Source organism: Pseudobdellovibrionaceae bacterium (genome assembly GCA_023954155.1).
Lineage (GTDB): Bacteria > Bdellovibrionota > Bdellovibrionia > Bdellovibrionales > UBA1609 > JAMLIO01.
The window spans coordinates 70290-91346 of sequence record JAMLIO010000001.1 but is presented as its reverse complement, the minus strand read 5'-3'; the positions used below and the strand labels follow the sequence as shown (position 1 = coordinate 91346).

Here is a 21057-nt window from a genome sequence, read left to right as displayed (position 1 = left end):
TCAGGTAATGGTACGTCATATTGTCTTTTTATGCGTTTTCGCATTTACAGCCGTTTATTCTCACGCCAGTGAGGTTATATTTAGAGCCCATCCACAGATCAATGAAAAGGTGGAAGTGTTCACTCAAAATTTAATCAGAGCTTTAGCTCCAGAATTTGAAGAAGGCAGGTTTAGATACGATTTTTCTCGTACCGATCTGGGGCGTGGCGAAATCTATGCGCGTTTTGATGGAGTAACATCTAAAACCGAAATCAAAAATCTAAAGACTCCTATGGTAGTCGGTACCGATCTGATTTTAAAAATCACTAACGAAAACGATAAAGAGTATGCTCTGAACTTAGACCTAATTGGTCAGGTCAGTGAGACACGTACAGTGATTGATTTTCTAAATTTGGCCTTAAAACCAAAGTGTTTAGAAAACAGTGCTATGGCAGGAGCCAACAAAGAAGACATTGAGCGTATGTGCGCCGTATTTAGCGAGAGATTCAGTGATCTTGCACGCAGTGCTGTGGATAACTTTGAACTTCTTGTGGAAGAGTGGAAAAAACAAATTCTTTTATTGATAGAAAATAAATCACAGTCCTTAAAAGGGGACACAGAAAGCGTTCTTAAGAATTATGTGAATGAGCAGATTTTGATTCAAAAGTTAGGTGATAAAATATTGATTGATATCAATATCTCTGAGATTGGAAGCAAATTAGCTCAAGAAGATAAAGAGATGGTTAAAGCTCTTAAACTTGATGTGATCCGAGTGAATAAGATGCAGGTTCTGGTTTCAGAAAGAGTCATCGAATATGATATTTCACTTACAAAACTTCATTCCAAAAGCACAATCAATAAAATGATGGATTTTGGCCAAGGATTTCAAAATACAATCGAAGATGCTGAAGCTGGAAAAAAGATCGGTGAAGGCCTAAGAGAAACTCTAAAAGGTAATGATCTTGGCGGTTTATTTTCGATCATGATGGGTGCCAATAAAGTAGATGCCGCATGGGCCGCAGGTCGTGTGATGACAGAAAAAGCAGGAGAAGCTGCCAGTGGTGCTATTAGCGGTCTACTTAATGCTATTGGATTAGGTGGAGAGCAAAGCCCAGATCAAAACTCTGGCAAAACCCAAGACGAAGAAGATTTGGGTTTATAGAATCTGAGTATTGGATTGAAAGGCTTTTGAGGAATAACTTATGCTAAACGCAGTCGCCAAACTTCTTATTTCCGCATTGGTATCTGTGCATCAGTATATCCCTAACGACAGTCCTACTTATGAAAAGTATTTTAATGATGTAAGAGATATAAATGAAGAGAACATACTGCCTGCGGCTCACCAAAGTTGCAGGTATTTGATCTCAGTCTTTGTGACCGCGGGTTTGGACAGCACGCTCGGCGGTGATCATCAAGGTTCTGCCCTCAGTAACACTTTGGCGAACCTATTAGGTGGTGATCAGACATTTAAATGGGCTATGGGTCTTTTTGATGATCCTAAATATAAAAGCCAACTGGAAAGATACGAGATTGACCCCAATGAACTTAAAAAAGTTTTGAGCACCTTATGCCAAGAAGAGTATAAGCCCTTTGCTTTTACGCCTGCGCAGAGAAAAGAAGTGGTTGATTTTATTAAGTCTGAAATCCATGTTTTATCGGACAGTCAAATTCAATCTCTAGGTGCTTATAAATATTTTGGAAGTGTAGATCTATTAGATCGTCATGGAATGCAAATTGGTACAATAGATGCCATTCCTAGAGTTTGGGTGCCATACCATCAAATTCCCAAGAGTGTGATTCTGGCCTTATTGGTGACGGAAGATGACGATTTCTTCACCCATAAAGGTGTAGACACCAAGGCTATTGCAAGGATCGTAAAGCAAATTTTATCCGATAGCCAAGCTACTGGTGGGTCGACAATTACGATGCAGCTTCTTAAAAATTTATATTTTAAAGATGGCCCCCAGTCTGTGAATTATCCTATGTTAAATAGCGGACAACCTTCGACGATTCTTAGAAAGGTGAGGGAGTGGTATTGGGCATGGCCTTATGAGGATGCTCATACTCTTGTGGATGGCGACCTTAAGGCTAAAGAGTATATTCTTGAAATGTATTTTAATCTTATGGATTTTGGACCAAGAATACAAGGTATAGGACAGGCGGCATACACGTATTTTAAAAAAGATGCCAAAGACTTGAGTGTGGCAGAGTCCGCGTTCATTGCCACTTTACTAAAAGCCCCTTCACGTTATTCCAATCCTACTAACTATGTGGAATACACTTACCCACGCAGAAATGATTATGTTTTAACACGAATGAAAACATTAGGTGCTATTACAGAAGAGGAATTTCAACAAGCGGTAAAAACAGAACTTCCTGTGTGGAATTTGCCCACAAGTATTGCTGTAGATAATCCATCTATTTATATTCGTGACCATGCTAAAGAATGGTTAGGCAGTTATGACTTTGAAAAGCATGTCCAAGCCAAAGAGATTGTGGTGGAGTCCACAGTAGATAAGAACCTACAAGAGATTGTGTATTCTGTTGTAAAAGAAAATTTGGATAAACAGGATGAAGTCAGAAATAAACTCAATGCCATTGGCCCAGCCAGAGATGATCGAGGCCGAACAGCCAGATTTAGAGAAGAGGATTTTGGCACCACTGTGACGACACGTCTCAATAGATTGGACCTGCTTTTGAAAAAATCTTCTTCATCTGAATATATGATCACAATGTATTTGGGTAAGGCAGACAAGAGTTCGCTTTTTTATTACCATACTGATGATTTTTTTAATCCAGAAAAAAAATTAGAGAAACAGATCAATGCTCTACTTAAAAATCAAGGGAGTATTCCTGGTGATATTTTGTTGGTCAGAAATACAAACGACAAATTAGATATTGTGAATCACGTGGGGATTTCAGAGTTCGCCGATCAAAGTAAGCTTTTATCTAATGAAACACCAGAATCTGTGGCAGACAGTATCTTATCCCTTTTGCAAGAATTGCAGTCTTTAAAGCCATCTATGTATAGAAATTCTCTAAATAGATTAGAATGGGCAAAGCCGAGAGCTGACATGTTACCTGCCATCTACATTCAACAAAAGGGTGGGCTGTTACATAAAGATGACTTCCAAATCCAGCTTACAGATTCCCACAAGAAACATTTTGATAGCAAAGTAAGAAGTAAAGAGTTTGAAGATGGACAAATCTTTTGGGTGAAAGATAAAGACGGTCCTGTTGTTGTTGAAGAGCCTAATCAAGATATTGAAGATGAAGATTCAGAGGTACCAGCACCAACGGTTGTGGCTAAAGACCCAAAGTCTATAATTTATGAACTCGATACTCCTAAGCTGCAGGCAGCAGTGCTGATTATGAACAGCCAAACAGGTGAAGTGCTAGCCAACTTTGGAGGATACGACCCTAGTACCTCAAGCTTTGATAGGTCCAGATTTGCTCGTCGACAAGCAGGATCAACTTTAAAACCATGGGTTTATTTTTATGCTCTTAATAAGGGTTTTAATCCGCAAAATGTTTTAAATAACAGAAGTGTGACATTTCAAATTGATAAGAATAAATACTATCGTCCTAAAAACTACAGTGGTGGTGTGGGTGCAGACCTATCTATTGCTAAGGCTTTAACACAATCTCAAAATATTGCAGCTCTCAGTTTGATCCAGCATCCTATTTGGGGACCAGATTGGAAACAAAACTTAAATGAACTGCGTGATTTTTTAAAATTAGTAGACTTATATGAAAGCCCCATTGATAGCCCTACTATCATTTTAGGAGCGCAAGAACTATCAGTGGCTAAACTGGTCAGTTCATTTTCGTTTTTCTCAAATGGTAAACATATTGTAAAACCTCAGTATTTTAAATACCTATCAGACAGCAAAGGGAATGTGATTTATCGTGGTGATATTGAAACCGTTGAAGTTCCCACATTTAAGCCAAATTCTATTTTTCAAATTCAAACCATGTTGATCGAGACGGCTAACTCTGGAACGGCTTCATCACTTAGAAGTTTTATTTCAAACTTGAATAAGAAAAAGTATCAATCGACTTGTTTTAATGACTTATTAGGAAGTGGCAAACAGTCATGCTTTGGGGGAAAAACAGGAACAAGTAATGATTCCAGAGATACATGGTTTATTGGTTTTAGCAAAAACTTTGTAGTGGGCGTGTGGGTAGGTTACGATTACCCTCGACCTATTGGCGGTTCGGCAACAGGGGGCAGTATGGCCCTGCCTATCTTCAGAGGCATTATCGAAAAGGGTGAAACTTATTTACCACCGATTGAACCTATTGTCAGTTTAAACGATGTACCTGCGGGTATAGAACGTCGGACTGTTTATGGAAATACGGCTTGCCCATCGGGCGAAGCTAAAGATGCCTATGTTATTTTTTCTGATCGTTCATCGTCACAAAATAGCTGTTCTACTTATCGACCTAGAACTTTAGCTCAGTGTGAATGTCGCCGTGTTTTGTATTCGGGCAATGATTTTGATTACCATTTGGACGTTACATATATGGGCGAGCTGTATCAAAGCTTTATGAAGTTTGAAACCGAAGGTACAGAAAATGACAGGGTGGCCTGTGAACAAGCCTTACTTGCGGTAAAAAATTCGGAGGGACAATTAGTATGTGTTCCTCAATAAAACATTTTTTACTATTCATGTTTTCTTTGTGTTTCGTAGTGCAAGCTAAAGCTGAATTTGTTTTAGATAAGGACTATTGTTTTCTATCAACCACTTTTGAATTTCAAGGTCCAAGCACACCAGTCATGGGGCTGTTTCAGATGGCGTACAGTAACCCTCCTGTGAGCCTTCCCATTATGAACATCAGTTTTTCTGGTGATTTTAAACCTAATAATGTCAGCATAAGTTGGAAGTCCGCAAAATTGACCAATAAAAATAATCAGGCACTTTTCGATCAGACGTTCACAAAAGAATTAAACTCTTCGCAAAGGGACTTTCCATTTTATAGAAATGGCGAAGAAGTGTATTACAGTCCTGCCTATGGATTTTTAAATTCGAGAATTTTTATGGCCATGTTTTTATCACAAAATAACATGGAATTAAATTTTACAGATCAAAGTGGCAAGCCTGTTCAGGTTCTCATACCATTATCAGGTAGTGATCAAACCTTTAGAAGTATGGCTATAGAATGCTATAAGGACAGGTCTTCTGAGTATTTAAATGAGCATACAACAAGAAAAAAAGGTCTCTCAGAATCTTGGTCTACAGCTTATGGCCTACTGGATTATTCAATAGCATCAAATTTACAAGAAACAAATTATGTACTTAAAGAAGAGTATCAAACTGACATAGCGAAGTCTTATGATTTTTACGCAAAATTATATCCCTTATTACAAGAAAAAAGTCAGATTTTAGAAAAGATCACTGAAGCAGAAGCTCAGTCTACAGTGACAGACACATTAAATGTCATAAAAGACACGGTGACCTCTATAGAAAGTAAACAAGCCAGAATGAATGAGCTTAAGTTTTCAGACAGAGAAGGCTTAATTCAATCCACCAAAGAAGAGGCAATCAGACTACAAGAGACTCTTTATGAACTAGAAAGTCAAATCCATGAGCTTAAAGATGGCAGGATAAAACAATCTGAAGGTTCATTAAATGACCTTAGAGAATCCAATGCTGTGTTGGTTTCAGAGCTTGAAGTTTTAGATAAAAATATTACTGATCTAGAGGAAAAGATCAGCTCATCTGCCTTATCTTTACAGAGGCTGTATGAAGCCTATACTTATGTTGGTGCTAAAATTAAAGAGAGCGACCTTAAGCGTGTGCAAGAGATGCAGTACGCAGGTCCGCCATTAAGTATTGAAGCTATACAAGAACAGATGGGTAAAGTTTCTAATTTAGAAATGGATATTTTGTTTTTAGAAATGTCTTTAGAGAAACTCAAAGAACTAGAACCTGTATTAAAATCAAGTTTGACTCAGTATCAAAGCGCCATGTCCTCCTATAGAGAACAGTTGGTAACACAAAAAGACATCACAAGTCTTAAGTTTAAAATACAACAGTTACAGGTTATTAAAAGAAAAAAAGAAGATGAGGTAGGAATTTCTATCAATAGACTCAAAGAAACCAATAAAGTGCTTGAGTCCAATGTTGCAAAAGAAAGAAGTTTAGAAGACGAGAAATCATCTATTATCAATCAACTTAAAGTTGTAAATGGTGATTTTGATAATCTCTTGGACAAGATAGAATCCCAAGGTCTTGTAGTTTTGCCTCAAATCATGTGTCGTTCCAATATCTTTAGAGCAGATGTGAATGACTACTGTCTGACGGCTCAAGATTTAGATTCAGATGCTGAAATCTCTTACTTCTTTGAAAATATGAGTTCATCTAGGATAGACAATATTATTGTCCGATCACAAATGGACTATTCTTATCCTTGGAGAAATGCAGCAGATAAAAATAAGGTGCAAACTCTGACAGAGAGATTAAATCAAGAGCTTAAAGCCGAAGAGTTTAAGAAATTAGGCAAGATTTGGGATCAAATTTTGACTTACAGGTGGAGATACAATCAGGTCAGAAACTTGAAAGTAGATCAAATTACGGCAAAGACTTATGAAGACTTTGTAAAGACACTGCAAGCAGAATTAAGTACTATGGATCGAGATATCGCAACCCAGGCGACAGAGTTAAAGAAGCTTGAAGCACAGTTGCAAAAACAACAAGATGCGTATTTAAAAAATGAAGTTTTATATAACGCTGCTATAGATGGTTTTTCTGATAAATTTCTACAGATTTTTGGATCATCAGACGGCCTATCGGATTTAGATTCCTGTCTCAGAGATCTTTATGACATTACGGGATGTCAAAACCAATTTGGCAGCTATTTGCTTAAAAAAGAACAAGAAAAAAATCAAAAACTTAGTGAGTACCAATCTGATATCGAAGGACTGATGTTAGTGGTGTCTTCTGGTATTCAAGATGTCTCAGGCGTTAAGCAAGAAAGCGAAAGTAAACTTACAGCGCTAAGGGATCAAAAAGACATGTTTTTGCAAAATTCTAAATTAGAGGAGTTATTACAAGAACAAGAAAATTTAAATGCTACGTACTTAAAGCTATTAGAAGATCTGAAGGTATTAGAAGAGAAAAAAGAGGATTTTGAATCAGAAAAAGCCGCAAAAATTTTAGAGGTTGAAAGATTTACAAGAGAACTGGGCGTGTTGCAGTCAGAGACTGAAGCCTTAAAAGCGAAGCTAACGGGTCTCTCCTCGGGTCTAGAGACTTATTGTACAGAGCAGGGACATCTCTATGAGAATATGTCGCAAATCAATCAGCGCATTGTGGATATAGGTGGGGTGATTAAAGAAACTCTAGGATTTGTGTCACCTTGCCAAACGATTAAGAACATGGTTTTAAGATAATTATGAATTATTTAGCTATCTTATTTTATAGTGTTTTTCTTATGTTGGGTCTGTCACCAAGTGGGCAGGCCTTTGCACAGTCTCAGTCTGAAGATGGCGAGCTTGTACAGAGCGCCTTTATCTTTGGAACAGAGGAGACTCTGTCCGCCGATGAAATTCGAGTTAAAGAACAATTTGATCGACTGGACCTCTCCTATGCCTTAACCGCAAGGGATTTACCGCCTGCCACTGTAGATCCAGAGGCCGTGCGTGTGATGTGGTGGAATATAGATTGTGCAACCAGTGCTACAAAGATCAGAGGTCAAAAATCTTATAAATCCAATTTAGAGAAAAATATTTTGGATATAATCAATTCTGATATGCGTCCTAACCTCTTAATTTTAGGTGAGTACTGTCCTTATTATTTGAGCCCTGAATTTGCTAAAACTATTTTTGGAAAGTACAAATACAACCATCATTTGGTAAGAAATATTCCAGAGTTTAAAACTTCAAGTGGTAAAACCAATGAACGTAATGGGATTGTGGTTTTAAGCGATTACTCTTTATCAACCGTCATACAAGAAGTTTTGTACGCAGATGAAAAAAATAAAACAAACGACAAGAAGAATAGAAGCTATCTGTTATTAAAAGTAAAAAATAAATTTCGTGAGTTTTATTTAAACCCTCTTCATCTTTATAACCCTTGGCGAAACTTTTTTTCAGAAAACGGAATGTTTTCCACCTTCTTTGAAATAGATAGCGGCACTCAAAACCCTAATGCTCAACAGGGTAAACAAGTTATAGAAAAAAACATGACCTACACCGCAGAAAGCGATTCATTACTTATCATCGGCGATCTCAACAGTCCTAAAAACTTCTATAAAGTAGATGGCTATGTTTATAAGATGTTTAATGCTAATTATGTAAGTCTTATTGCAGACACATCAGACACCTTCGTCAGCTCAAGCATGTTCCAATCCTCAGCCATAGACCACGCCTTTGCCCAAAATATGAACGCCGTATATGGAAGAGTTTTGCCTCTAGCTGGCTCAGGCCACCTACCCATTTATATCATCATCCAATAGTAGTAACAGCCGTCTTTCTCTGGAACGGACTTGGTCTTGGGCTGGAATATTTCTGTATATATGGTCGAAATGCGAGTTCGGCTTGGCGCTGTTTTGCGAACGCAAAACTGTGCCAAACGTCACTGTCTGAGCATTTTGAGTATATATACAGAAATATTCCAGCCCAAAACCAAGCCCAAACCTCCTCCAAAGATTTGCAAAAACCACCCCTTCCCCCAAAAGATTGGTAAAAAACCCACCTCGCTTCAGAGAGATTGGGGATGTCTAAGTTTGGTACAGGTGTTGGCCCGACAGCCTTAGGTTGAGACATGCGCGCTGCTAAGTCTTCTATATTTCAGATAAGGCGTTAATTTAGCTCAGTTTTTTGGTCCTAACTTTGCTTTATTAGGATTGGATATTCCAGAAATAAGGGGAATGATAATGACCAAATGGCTTGTGCTTTTGAGTGTGTTGTTTAGTGCTTCTGTCACCTATGCGAATCGTTTTGAGTATTTAAAGCATGTCGATGTCAGAGATATTGCTAAGTACGATAAGAGTGCTGTTCATTTTCGAGGGACTTCTAGTAAGATTCTGGAAATGTTTGAGGCCCATCCAGGTTTATTCGTGGGACCTACAGCCGATGACCTTATTATTCCTGAGATGAATACCCGAATTAAATTTTATAGAGATGGGGCTGTGGGGCCTGATGGGCATTATAAGACTAATGAATCAGGACAAGAGGTTTTTGTCGCCACCAAGAAGAACGAGCACACACGCAGAAATGCAATCCTAAGTGTGGATTATGAAAATGTTGTAGATGTCACAGGGGAAGATAAGGTATTTGATGCTGACCTATTGTTGTTTATTCATGATGAAAATATTGGGTATTATTTTAGACGTTTGCAAGTGCGTGTAGATTGGCATCAGAATGCGGGTGGTAAGGGTTCAATATTTGATGTTGTGCAAGTACAAAAATTTTATGAAGACATCCATCTTAATGAAACTAAATTTAGTGTGAATGTGTCTATTCTTGATCGTAAGATGATTTTAGAAGACTCATATTATCTGATCACTAAAGTTTTTCCATTAACGGTCGGAGCTTTAGATATTCGCACTCAGACAGGAATGGACGGGCAAGTCCATTCCATGACTTTTTTAGTTCCTAGTAGAATGCGCAACAGCACAAATAAATATGAGGAATATGAAGATTTTAAGAATGCAGAAATTAAAAAGGCCAGTCAATGGCATGCCATCAATAACACGAGAGCCAGAAATTTTCCTGCCTATTTTAGAGGTCGTCCCTTTATTGCTGTGATTGATAAAAATTTAGGAGAAAATGCAGGTGGTTACAGAGAAGTAGGATTTCATTACCAAATCACCAGAGACAAATTGGTGCGTGGATTCGAGTCCCACGGATGTATGCGTATGGCAGATAAAGATTTATATCAGCTAGATGCTATTTTGAATGAAGGTCCACATAACACCTTATCCACAAAGGCTGTTTATAATTTGCCTCAGTATAAGTGGATTGATAACCCAATGCCTAAGGTCAACTCAAACTATAATGTCGTGGCCTACAGTAAGGCAGACCCGCAAACACGAAATGTGCGTTGTGAAAATGGCACTTCCTATGCGGTGAGACGCTACGGGGTTTACCATACTGTGTCTGATGGTGATTGTTTGACTTTGATTCAACGACGTAACAAAAGCGTTCAACCCGTAATTGATTATATTGCGGGACTAGGAAGAGATTTTCCAGAAACCTATGTGGCGTCAAATTTAACTCATATTCCATTAAAACCTAAAGTGGTTGAAAAACCACCTGTGGTCATTGATCCTTACTATGATCAACGAAATGGCAATTATCAGAACGGGCAGTACTTTCCGCCGCGACCAATTCCTGTTGATCCTGCACCAAAGAAAAAGAAGACACTATTTGATTTTATATTTGGTGGTTAATAGTTCTTATCCAGATATTGAGTCAATTCAGGTAAGATTTTTTTAATAAATTCCACATGCTTCTTGGCCTCTTGTAAATCCCTAGAGGTCTCAATACTTTTAAGAGTCTGCGCTAAAGTATCGGCCCCAATCAGACTTGCTGAAGACTTATATTTATGAGCAACTTTACGCAAATTGGATAAATCCTCAATCTCATTATGAAGCTCATAACTCAGTTTACCTAATGCGGACTTAAAGGAGTCTAATATTTGTAACACCACAGATTCATTTGTTTCTTGGGTCAGTTTTTCTAGGGTCTCTTGGATGCTATCCTGACAGTAGAGGTGTTGCTTTTGGTCGCTTTCAAAGCTTAAGCCCTCACCATTTAAGTTGAGTCCAGAGGTTTGAGCGGTGAGAATCACAGAATCCTCCATGGAGGCGTCCGTGGTCAGTGTCACCTTTTCTGGATCAACGGTTTCTTCTAAGACATGATCCTTGAAATTATCTGTTAAAACTTGAATCACTTCGTTCAACGAAATAGGTTTAGAAATAAATCCATCCATTCCTACTGCGAGACATTGATCCACGTTTTCTTCAGCAGCATTTGCTGTCATAGCGAAGATAGGGATTTTAAGTCCCTTTGTTCGAATCTGCTTTGTGGCTTCGTAACCATCCATGACAGGCATTTGACAGTCCATAAATACACAGTCAAAGGTCTCAGCTTCAACAAGACGTAGAGCTGCTTGGCCATTCTCAGCAATTTTATAATCGATGTTAAGGAGTTCTAACATTTTGGTGATGATCAATTGGTTGGTGGCATTGTCTTCGGCAATGAGTGTTCTGAGTCCAATAAATTTTGGCGGTTTCTTACTCCCTTCAGACTTTGGTGATGTAGTTCCTTGAACTAAAGACACTTCAGACTCCACTAAGGGGAGCTTAACATGAAATTTGGTCCCGACACCCAAGGTGCTAGTGACACTGACTCGGCCATTTAGCATTTCAATCAGACGTTTACAAATGGCAAGTCCTAATCCTGTACCTTGTTTGGCATTGATATTTCTGGCCTGATAGAAAGGTTCAAAGATCTTAGAGAGACTTTCTTTTTCAATTCCAATCCCTGTATCTTCAACCACAATATCAATTTTATTTTTTCCTGCTTTTGAAATCTGGAGGCGCACATGCCCTTCGCTTGTAAACTTAACGGCATTACCAATAAGATTATAAAGAATTTGAGAGAGCAGTTCTTTATCACCTTCAAAATGATGAGTCAGTGAGTCTTCATAATCTAATTGCAAAGCCACACCTTTTTGTCCTGCTTGAAAGTGTAAAGATTCAATAATATTTTGGCATAATCTAAAAAGGTTAAAGTTGGCCTTGTTGGTGACGATTTTACCTGCTTCGGCTTTAGAAAAATTGAGGATGTCATTGATAATGTGTGTAAGGGTCTGTCCTGAAGCCATGATCACTTGAATTTTTTTTCTGACTCTAGGGTCAAGATCACTGCGATGGGAAAGAATGTCACACATCCCAATAATACCATTAAGAGGAGTTCTGATCTCATGGCTGACAGTGGCCAAGATTTGAGACTTTAATCTTGAAGAGGCTTGAGCTTCGTCTTTGGAGACCCGAAGCTCGTCAATAAGTTGGTTGTTCAGTCGTTGCTCTCGACGGAATAAGATCAAAGCTGTACCAATGACAAAGGTTGATAATATCAGCAAGATCGTACTCATGACATAGATCAACTTAAAGTTACTATCAATCAGTGGACCATGAATGCCAATGGCATCCAACTGAGCCTTTTCTAATTGTTTGGTTTCAAAAGAAAAATAATCTAAGACATTATGACTAGGTAAAACGGTGTTGATCTTTTTCCACTCTAGCTCAAGGTTCAAAAGTCGTTCATAAGAATTTTGATCATTGGCCAGACGTTCTTTTAAATCATCAAACAATTCATAAGTAGAGCTTTCTACCATTTCTTTTTTAATGAAAAGCTCAGTGCTGGGAGAATCATTGTAAGCAAGACTTAAAAGCAGCCACTCTTTGACCCGTTGATCTAGAGCGGTGATTTTGCTTTGTACTCGAATGGCCTGCTGTCGAAGTTGCATGGTGTGATTCAGGCGGTGCAGCAGAGTGACAGAAAAGGCAGCGGATATGGCAAGCAGCACTACGCCTAAAATTAAAAACGAAAGTTTATTTTTTAAAGCCGTTAGCAATTTCAAAGTAGGCTCCGATGTAAAGCTTGTCGCAGAGCTTTCTTGCTTTATCAAAGTAAAGTTAAAAAGTAGAGATTCCCTTCTCTGTTTTACTCTTGGGCCTAAAAATAACTCATTAAGAGTGATTTGTTAATAGCTTTTACCGATTCATCTACACTTAGCGGTTTTTTTAAGTACGGAGGGATGTAGACTTCATCTCTTAAATTTTTAATGAGCTGCTCGTAGTCGATATTAGAAACCATTAACATATTGTTGTAGACCAGCCCGTGCTTTCTCCACAAATCCAGCCCCGTTTGGCTGCCTTCAAGGAAAATATCACAAATGATAAGGTCATAAGGTTTATTAGATTTAAATGCACTAGAGATCATTTTTTCGGCTTCATCGACTGAAGCCACCCAATCATAGGTAAAATCCTTATCGACTTTACGGAGAATAAAATCCCACAGAGGCTTATATGTTAAATCATCCTCAACGACTAAAAAACGGGGTTCTTTAAAAAACTTACGTTTGGGCACATACACATTATATGTGTCTTCGTAATAATCCTTAATGAACTCGTCTAAATTGTCATTAACGGCTTCTTCTAATGATAAGACTTTGGCGTGGTTCATTGGAACACCTCCCATGCTCATTGAGAATAGAACATTTGGGGGGGATTTACGTGAAGCATCAACGTAGATTATGTGAAGTTTTTTAAAATAATTACGGGTCTTAAGGACCTTACGCTAGGCGAGCAATAGCTTTGATTTCAACTGCAATAGGTGTGGGAAGAGCGCCCACTTCAATCGTAGTTCTGCAGGGGCCTGTTTCAACATCAAAGTATTGGGCATAAACCTGGTTAAAAATAGGGAAGTCCTGTTTCATATTGATCAAAAACACCTGCACATCGACGAGGTCCTTGAGTGTGGCTCCCGCATCTTGTAATACCAGTTCGATGTTTTTAATCACAGCATGGGTCTGCTCTGCGACATTATAGCTTTGAACCTCGCCAAATTCGTTTAGGATCACCCCAGGTATATCTTTGCTGCCACGTTGTCTGGGGCCTACTCCTGAAAGGAAAAGTAGATCTCCCACTTTACGCGCGTGAGGATAGGCTCCCACTGGCTCAGGTGCTTTTTGGCTGATGATCTCTTTCATATTAAGCTCCAAAAATTAAAATGGATTAAGCGTTTATCATCAAACTTCGATTGCGTTCACGCAACAAAACTTTTTGAGATGATTAAAGAATAAAATAAAATGTGGGACCTCATCAAGCTTCATCCCGTCTGTGGCTGTGTGGAGCTAGAATAAATCCGTGTAGTCGTTGTAATCAAAGTACCACCTGTCATGATCGGGGTCCCAATCATCCCAAGTGGGAATCTGCGTGAGCTTTTCTAGGTATTGAGGCGGAACAATGTTTTCAACCACAAAAGCTTTTTGGCGTCGTAAAGGATAAGGGTTTCTGAGTTCAAATCCTAAAACACCCAAAATAGAACGCGCTACGTACCAAGTTGCTTGAGGATTCCAGCCGTGTGCAATTTTGATCACAATACCAAGACCGTCTTTGTAGTCAGGATGATCTATGGCCAGTCCCAGAAGTCCATCGGCGCCTTCTTTAGCAATGACCTGTCTATTGCAAGATTTAATCACTGTTGTATCCAAACGATTGAACCCTCCGATAAGATCGGGTTCTTCAATAAACGCTCCCCAAATCCAGTCTTCGTTTTTATTTTTAGCAAGGCCAGCATAACACTGAGCCAGGTCATTCACAGTCATGGCGACCGTGGGAAGACCGTCCCCATCTCGAGCGACACGTTTAATTTTGTAGTCCTCACCAAGATACCGTTTGATCACTTTAAGGTACTCTTGAAAAATGGGGTGGCTGGGTAAAGTGTATCCTGCACGATTCCAACCTTTAAGACGAGCCCCCTTTAAGATAGCCGCATGATGACCTGAAGAGTTGTTGAACCATCGGCGCGGACGTCGGACTTGTCTGCCAAATTGCACTAAGGGGAGATCCAAAGGTGTCTGCATCAGACCCCATTCGCCTTCGCTCAAAATAGACTGTGCGGCTTTGACGTGTTGTGCGCTGCCATTATGACTGGCCAAAGCAATGGCCTTTTGTTCTATGTTCAGAACAGAATCCAGTTCGTTAGCAAAGACTTTAATATAAAAAGGCTTCATCATGCTTCGTCCGTAGCACAAGACATTACCACCAAAAGAGTGAATGCACTGATCACCAGAGAACCAAGAGATGGCGCCGTGGATGGTGTTTTCAGAGACATCGTTGCGACGGAAGTCCACTAAAGGAACCCAGTCCACATCGCGCCCCGTAGGTAAACCTTCGATTTTGTTGCCTAAGGGACTTTTGGGAAAACTTTTTAAATCCATTCGTCGTTCTCCTTAGTTTTCTTCGTCGTCGGGTTCGTGGGAGGAAGTAAAGGGATCAGTGATGTTTAATTTTCCTGAATCCATTCCTCCCGTGCTTAAGACATTGCGATTGCCCATATAAAAATCCGTATTGTCTTCATCAAATTCTAAATCGCCGAAACTGGAAGTGCCACGAGTCATACCCACTACGGCAGCTCCTGTGCCGTGCACGGGTTGGTATTCAAAAACTTCCCCAGTATAATTGTTATCCATTCCTGCTACTGCGGACCACCACCAGAAAGGTTTAAAGTTTACCACTTTTTTGGTCACTCGCGCTTCGCGATGGAATTGTCGTGAAAGTTGAGAGGCATCTTCTAAACGTCCTTGGCTTAGAAATTCTAAAAACTTAAGATTCCATTCGTGGTCTTTAGCAGAGCTAATACGGTCCTCTTGAGAATCATAGTTCACAGGTTCGATATTATAGCGATTGGATAAAGAAGAGATCACAATCACAACAGTTCTGCGATTTAAATTTTCAATGGCGTCATGAGCGGCTTTACCAAGAATTTGAGTTTCTGATCGGTCAGAATAAATGTTAGAAGAAGTCACACATACTTTAAATTTATTTTTAGGGTTGACCAGTTGATTTACAGTCACCGTTCCCGTGTCTACGGGAAAACCTTCGTAATCTGTAAGTTTGCTTAAAAGTCCACGAGCTTCAGAAGTTCTTTTGAACTCCCTAGCAAACTCCACATCACAGTTCATGGTGTAGGGGATAGAGCCCAACTCGTGCCATTCATCATCTACAAGAGTCCATTTAATATTTTCTTTTGCTAAAATCTGATGACCAATGATGCTGGACCAATAAGAAGAGTAAATCAAAATTAAATCAGGATTCAGCTCTTCAATTTCTGTACGGACTTTGTCAAAGGCTTGGTGGAGTGCGGTCCACGGTGTCTTCACTTGCGGTTGTAATAAGATATGCGGCAATCCTGGTAAAAGATAACTTTTTAAAATGCTCATTTTACACCCTCCACTCGGCAACGGCATTTCCTGTACCGATCACAGTGCCATAGCCATGTACGATGGCAGGAGTTTGAGGCATACCCAAAGCATTAAGCATCCAAGCCAGTCCCCCTGCATCGGTTTCTCCAATAGTCTGTTCTGTAAAGTCAGGTAAGAAATCCAAAATGGCTTTGGAATTGCCTTTTTTCATCAATTCAATCATCTTCATGTCCCACAAATACTGGGAGTGATTTTGTATATGTTCTTTAGACATATCTTCGGGAATGTCACTTTCATCCACGAAGTGTCTATGAGACAAAGAGTGGCTAGCAATCAGCACGGCTCTTTTTCCAGAGGCTTCAACGGCCTCGCGTGTGGCCTCGCCAAGCGCGCGCATAAGATCATCCATCACATCTACACTGTAATAAGTTGAAGCTCCTACTGATGAGATTCCCACTATAGGCTTAGACCATGTGGGGTCTGTCATGTGACAGGAAACAATGGTTCCATAGTCCACACGAAAATCAGGATTTTTCATCATCTTAGTCAGTAGTCCTTTGTTCCGCGCACGCTCTTCAATCGCTTCTGCAAGGTCTACATCGACTTCCAATTCATAGTTGTAACGAAACAGGTGGGGAAAGATAGGGTCGACAGATTTTGACTTAAAGTTTTTCACACCTAAAAAGTGAGTGCCAATTTGTGTGCGCCAATGCGGTGAGTGCACAATCAGTACGTCATATTCTAAGTTTGATAAGCTGTGGCGCATTCGTTCATACGCCCAACGCAAGTTCTCCCAACCACACTCGGCTTTGGGTTCATTCTGCGGAGGGTTTTCGGCATAAACTAAATGTGGTGGATGTGGGGCGAGCAATCCTGCAACTATTCGTCCTGACATTGTTTTATCCTTTCAAAGTGATTAAATCTGTATGCACACAGTTTTCATTTCAGTAAAAAAATCAAAAGAGTAATGACCACCTTCGCGACCAAGACCCGAGTCTTTCATTCCACCAAAAGGCATTCTTAAGTCTCGCTTCATCCAGCAATTGATCCATACAGTGCCTACATCAAGGTGGCTGGCCACTTTGGCGGCCTTATCTGTGTCCTGCGTCCAAATGCTAGCGCACAGCCCGTAAGGTGTGGTGTTGGCCCATTTCACGGCTTCGCTTAAATTTTTATAAGACCTAAAGCTTGCAACTGGTCCAAAGATCTCTTCTTGTTGCATTTCCGAACAATCAGAAAGATCTTCTACAATTGTGGGATTAAAAAAGTAACCATTCTTATTTTTCTCAGTGACAGACACTTCGGCTGTGCCTCCAAAAAGAATTTTGGCCTTATCTTGTTTCATTCGCTCAATGGCTAATGTGACTTTATCAAGATGAGCTTTGGACACCAAAGGTCCCATAAAGGTGTCGTCTTCAAAAGGGTCACCCACTTTAAGTTTTTCAGTAGCCTTAATGAACTCTGATAGAAATTCTGCATAAATTTTTTCATGTACAAAAAATCGTTCGATACATAAACAGATTTCGCCTTGATTTAAAAAAGCGGCACGGATCAAAGCGGGTACAGCTTTGGTAAGGTCTGCGTCCTCTAAGATGATGGCGGCATTTTTCCCACCCATTTCAAGGCTTAGTCTTTTAAACTTATCTGCGCTGCTTTGTGCAATTTTTCGCCCAGTTTCAGTCCCACCTGTAAATGAAATTAAAGATACACCAGGATGTGAAGTCAGAGTGGACCCCACGTTGTTTCCTGTGCCAAACACCATATTACAAACTCCAGCAGGTAGTCCCACTTCTTGTAAAACTTGTGCAAGCAGATAGGCCGTCATGGGTGTCACCTCAGAAGGTTTACAGACGGCAGTGTTGCCTGTGGCCAGACAAGGAGCGATCTTCCAAGTCAGTAAATATAAAGGCAAGTTCCAAGGCGAGATCAAGCTTGCCACACCTATGGGTTGCTTTTCGATAACGTGACTGAGAGTAGAACCCTCTTGTGCAGGTACAATCTGTTTGTGTTCAAACTTTAAGATTTCTTCTGCAAAGAAACGAAAATTTAAAATGGCTCTGGGGATATCCATCTCTTTAGAAAGCCACAAGGGTTTTCCTTGATCTACGGACTCGGCGTGTGCAAATTCATCAAATCGCTTCTCAATGCCATCCGCAATTTTATGTAGCCACGTTGAGCGATCTTGAGGACTGAGAGCCGACCACTTGGGAAAAGCTTTTTTAGCAGACTGAATGGCAAAGACCACATCCACCGCATCCGAATCGGGTAAGGTAGAATATGCTTCACCTGTTGTTGGATTATAGTTGTCTAGGGTTTGGTTGTTTTGAGCAGGAACAAATTCGCCATGAATGTAATTTAAAATCTGTGTCACCGCAAAGTCTCCCTTTATAAACAACCCGTTCTGCCACCATCAACAGGAAGATTGATTCCAGAGATGTAACCCGCTTGGTCTGAACATAAAAATTGCACCGCCCATGCGACCTCTTGAGCTGTGGCAAATCTACGCATAGGCGTCATCATACGCCAGTTATTTAAAATCTGTTCTTGGGATAAGTTTTGTTTTTCTGCGGCAGCCTGAGAGAGTTTCTCTAGTCGTTCTGTTTCTGTGTATCCAGGTAAGACATTGTTGACGGTGATATTGTGAGGGCCGAGTTCAAGGCTTAAAGTTTTCGCCCATTGAGCCACGGCTCCTCGAATGGTATTGGAGACACCTAAATTAGGAATAGGAACTTTAACAGATGTCGAGATGATGTTTACAATGCGTCCCCAACCACCGCTTTTCATCGCAGGTAGGACGGCTTGCACAAGTTTTTGATTGGTCAGCACGTGTGCCTGAAAGCCATGCAGGAACTCTTCTGTGTTGGCATCTATGAGTGGTCCCGATTTCGGTCCTCCTGCATTACAGATCAAAATTTGAAAGTTCTGCTGAGGGATGGCTTCACAGAAACGTTGAAGTTGATCAGGGCTTAAAAAATCAACGCAGTGGTATTGATGGTTTAAAGAGTTGATGTCTTTAAGCTCATCCATAAGGTCTTTCAGTTTATCTGCTGACCTGGATACCGCGTGAACGGTCACACCTGCGCGCGCAAGTTCTATGGCCACAGCTCGGCCAATTCCTTGCGAAGCTCCACATACTAAGGCTTTGGAATTCTCTCTCAATTTCATGTCTATTGACATAAGCGAATCCCTAGTTTTTGTCTTTGACGCGCCGTATGTTAGGCTGCACACCTCTTTGCCTCGGCAAAAGGATAATCTGTAACTTATTGCGGGCTAATGAAACCCCTCAGTTTGGAGAGTTTCAAAACGTCGAGGAAAGACGTGGTCTACATGTGCTTACAGTCTACAAAGTTGTTTTTAAGGCTTTCTAGGCGGTTGTGGGGCATTAGTCCTAAGGACAACAGGGTATCGTGAAAGCATTTCGTTTCCATTTTGCCGATTTGGGCCTCCAGCCTTTCCTTAAAAGCCACTAGGTTATGGTAGCCTTGGTAGTAAGATGGAGCTTGTCCAGGCATTCGGAAAGAATAACGGTCGTACTCGGTTTGGGATAAGGCTTCAGAAAGGCCCAGCTGCTTATGAAGCACCTGAATGACAAACTTTTCGTTGGCTTGTCCAAGATGAATCATCGGGTCTAAGAAGTATCTTGCTACCCGCCACATTTTACTTTGCAAGAAGCTAAACTGCTCTTCAAGGTTAAGATGGGGCACCATGATCTGTTCTGCATAAAGAGCCCAGCCTTCCACATTGACGGAATTAAAGGCGTAAGCGGCTCGGATAATGCTGATAGGTTTTTCTAAAATATGTTGGAATTGCAAATCGTGTCCAGGGCGTCCTTCATGTGCGGTTAAAGCTAGGGCCATTCCAAAATGACTGAAGTCATCGTAAGGAAGTTCATTTTGGCTTTCTCCAGTGGGTACTACAAATTCAGGGGTTTCCCCTTTGTTGTTGAGTAGAGGTGGGATATTTAAGTGAGGCACAGGTGAGGCTTTGCTTTCGGCCTTACTGCCTAAACGAATGAGTAAAGGTTTTTGTGGTAAGGTCACTAGGTCGTGCTTTTTAATTAAACTTTCCAGACGTTGATTGGCCTTTTGATAAAGCGCTTTAGCTTCGTGGGCGTCTTTGACGGCGGAGTTTTTAAGAAACTGTGTGACGTACGCAGGACTGTTGTTTTTAAGGCTGTGTTTTTTTGCAATCTCTTGAGCTAAACCTTTCAGTTCAAGATAGTCTTTTTGAAAGACCTTTTTGCCTTCACTGATCATATTTTCAGGAGAAGTCGAGTTACCAAATCTTTTTAGACGCAACTCATATCTCTTTCTAGAAAGTTGCGTGCGCTTGGGCACTAAGGGCAGAATTTCCTGTTTTAACAGAAGGTCATATTCGTGAACCTCTGTTTTGAAGGTTTCAAACTCTTCCTTCCAATCGGTGCGCCCTGTTTTTATAAGAAGCTCTTCAATGCCTGCAACAAAAGAGTCAGTGTTCTTCAAATAGTTATTGATAAATTCTGCTGAGGGATAAGAGAAGGCCGTTAGCTTACCTTCATATTTTTTCTTGTCGTAAAGTAGACGTTGTTTCAGGTCTGTCACGTAGGTGTTTTTATTTTCAGTGCTCATGTAGTGTTTGAATCTGTCCACGGCACGGCGTTGTCGTTCTGACGAAAATTGTTCATTTACTAGTTGTGACAGGCTATTAAAAATAGATTGCGAGGGACGCCCAATGGCAATAAGGCGTTCTTGTTCGTCTAAAGCAAAATGCTCCAGATCCAGTTGTGTTTGTGCAAGTAAAATTTCCAGATCAATGCGCAGGTCTGCGGAATGGGTGTCCTCTAGCAAAGTCTGAAGTTTGCGTTCCCACTGTTTTAATTTTTCAAAACAGAGCAATCGGGTTTGATGCGAAGGCTGTTCACCTAGCTTATCAAACTGTTGATACCCCAGTTCAGAAGCGTCCTCGGGAAAGATTTCGGCAAAATCTAAAACATGCTCTTGTGCGATTCGATCAGATTGCACTTGCCAAGCAGGTTTTTTTGGAGCGGTTGAGCAAGAGGTGATGCTTAAGATAATAAGACCAGTGAGGAGAAGTTTAAGTGTGTTCATAAAACCTCCTTTGCATGATTTTAATGGGGACCTGGGTTCGACTTCTG

At 40.3% G+C, this 21057-nt stretch carries 14 protein-coding genes; 5 read left to right on the top strand and 9 right to left on the bottom strand.

The features are described from left to right. Window positions 1–7 precede the first annotated feature (7 nt). From M9899_00395 to M9899_00375, 5 genes are all read left to right on the top strand, one after another. Window positions 8–1141, top strand: coding sequence for a hypothetical protein (locus M9899_00395; protein MCO5112612.1), 1134 nt, complete (start codon window positions 8–10; stop codon window positions 1139–1141). 40 nt (window positions 1142–1181) lie between these two features. Beyond that, on the top strand, window positions 1182–4634 hold the full coding sequence (locus M9899_00390; protein ID MCO5112611.1) for a transglycosylase domain-containing protein: 3453 nt from the start codon (window positions 1182–1184) through the stop codon (window positions 4632–4634). Then, complete coding sequence (locus tag M9899_00385) at window positions 4619–7375, top strand: hypothetical protein (protein MCO5112610.1); 2757 nt, start codon at window positions 4619–4621, stop codon at window positions 7373–7375. Before M9899_00390 ends, M9899_00385 begins: the two co-directional genes overlap by 16 nt. Before the next feature lie 2 nt (window positions 7376–7377). Then, window positions 7378–8439 carry a hypothetical protein gene (locus M9899_00380; GenBank protein ID MCO5112609.1) on the top strand — a complete coding sequence of 354 codons (1062 nt, stop codon included), beginning with the start codon at window positions 7378–7380 and terminating at the stop codon, window positions 8437–8439. Window positions 8440–8859: 420 nt separating this feature from the next. Further along, entirely contained in the window at window positions 8860–10377 is a 1518-nt protein-coding gene (locus M9899_00375; protein ID MCO5112608.1) for a hypothetical protein, read from the top strand. Here the strand turns inward: M9899_00375 and M9899_00370 are convergent. The 9 genes from M9899_00370 to M9899_00330 form a co-directional block, all read right to left on the bottom strand. Then, on the bottom strand, window positions 10374–12575 hold the full coding sequence (locus M9899_00370; GenBank protein MCO5112607.1) for an ATP-binding protein: 2202 nt from the start codon (window positions 12573–12575) through the stop codon (window positions 10374–10376). The genes M9899_00375 and M9899_00370 overlap by 4 nt on opposite strands. A gap of 95 nt (window positions 12576–12670) precedes the next feature. Beyond that, window positions 12671–13180, bottom strand: a complete 510-nt coding sequence (locus M9899_00365; GenBank protein MCO5112606.1) for a hypothetical protein — start codon at window positions 13178–13180, stop codon at window positions 12671–12673. Window positions 13181–13289: 109 nt separating this feature from the next. After that, window positions 13290–13706, bottom strand: coding sequence for a RidA family protein (locus M9899_00360; GenBank protein ID MCO5112605.1), 417 nt, complete (start codon window positions 13704–13706; stop codon window positions 13290–13292). A gap of 144 nt (window positions 13707–13850) precedes the next feature. After that, window positions 13851–14939 (bottom strand): asparaginase, encoded by a 1089-nt coding sequence (locus M9899_00355; protein MCO5112604.1) that lies wholly within the window; start codon window positions 14937–14939, stop codon window positions 13851–13853. 12 nt (window positions 14940–14951) lie between these two features. Beyond that, a complete protein-coding gene (locus M9899_00350; protein MCO5112603.1) occupies window positions 14952–15941 on the bottom strand; it encodes a hypothetical protein in 990 nt (329 codons plus the stop codon). Window position 15942: 1 nt separating this feature from the next. Beyond that, the gene (locus M9899_00345) at window positions 15943–16818 is read right to left on the bottom strand and encodes a tRNA U-34 5-methylaminomethyl-2-thiouridine biosynthesis protein (GenBank protein MCO5112602.1); all 876 of its coding nucleotides are present in this window, start codon (window positions 16816–16818) and stop codon (window positions 15943–15945) included. Between the two features lie 21 nt (window positions 16819–16839). Beyond that, the gene (locus M9899_00340) at window positions 16840–18294 is read right to left on the bottom strand and encodes an aldehyde dehydrogenase (protein MCO5112601.1); all 1455 of its coding nucleotides are present in this window, start codon (window positions 18292–18294) and stop codon (window positions 16840–16842) included. A gap of 14 nt (window positions 18295–18308) precedes the next feature. Then, window positions 18309–19100 (bottom strand): SDR family oxidoreductase, encoded by a 792-nt coding sequence (locus tag M9899_00335; protein ID MCO5112600.1) that lies wholly within the window; start codon window positions 19098–19100, stop codon window positions 18309–18311. A 146-nt stretch (window positions 19101–19246) separates the two neighbouring features. Next, window positions 19247–21010: a DUF885 domain-containing protein gene (locus M9899_00330; protein ID MCO5112599.1), complete on the bottom strand. Its 1764-nt coding sequence runs from the start codon at window positions 21008–21010 to the stop codon at window positions 19247–19249. Window positions 21011–21057: the final 47 nt, after the last annotated feature.

Bases quoted from the DNA above. Each gene is read 5' to 3' on its own strand.
- M9899_00395 (MCO5112612.1), top strand. From the start codon at position 8: ATGGTACGTCATATTGTCTTTTTATGCGTTTTCGCATTTACAGCCGTT.
- M9899_00390 (MCO5112611.1), top strand. From the start codon at position 1,182: ATGCTAAACGCAGTCGCCAAACTTCTTATTTCCGCATTGGTATCTGTG.
- M9899_00385 (MCO5112610.1), top strand. From the start codon at position 4,619: ATGTGTTCCTCAATAAAACATTTTTTACTATTCATGTTTTCTTTGTGT.
- M9899_00380 (MCO5112609.1), top strand. From the start codon at position 7,378: ATGAATTATTTAGCTATCTTATTTTATAGTGTTTTTCTTATGTTGGGT.
- M9899_00375 (MCO5112608.1), top strand. From the start codon at position 8,860: ATGACCAAATGGCTTGTGCTTTTGAGTGTGTTGTTTAGTGCTTCTGTC.
- M9899_00365 (MCO5112606.1), bottom strand. From the start codon at position 13,180: ATGAACCACGCCAAAGTCTTATCATTAGAAGAAGCCGTTAATGACAAT.
- M9899_00360 (MCO5112605.1), bottom strand. From the start codon at position 13,706: ATGAAAGAGATCATCAGCCAAAAAGCACCTGAGCCAGTGGGAGCCTAT.
- M9899_00355 (MCO5112604.1), bottom strand. From the start codon at position 14,939: ATGGATTTAAAAAGTTTTCCCAAAAGTCCCTTAGGCAACAAAATCGAA.
- M9899_00350 (MCO5112603.1), bottom strand. From the start codon at position 15,941: ATGAGCATTTTAAAAAGTTATCTTTTACCAGGATTGCCGCATATCTTA.
- M9899_00345 (MCO5112602.1), bottom strand. From the start codon at position 16,818: ATGTCAGGACGAATAGTTGCAGGATTGCTCGCCCCACATCCACCACAT.
- M9899_00335 (MCO5112600.1), bottom strand. From the start codon at position 19,100: ATGTCAATAGACATGAAATTGAGAGAGAATTCCAAAGCCTTAGTATGT.
- M9899_00330 (MCO5112599.1), bottom strand. From the start codon at position 21,010: ATGAACACACTTAAACTTCTCCTCACTGGTCTTATTATCTTAAGCATC.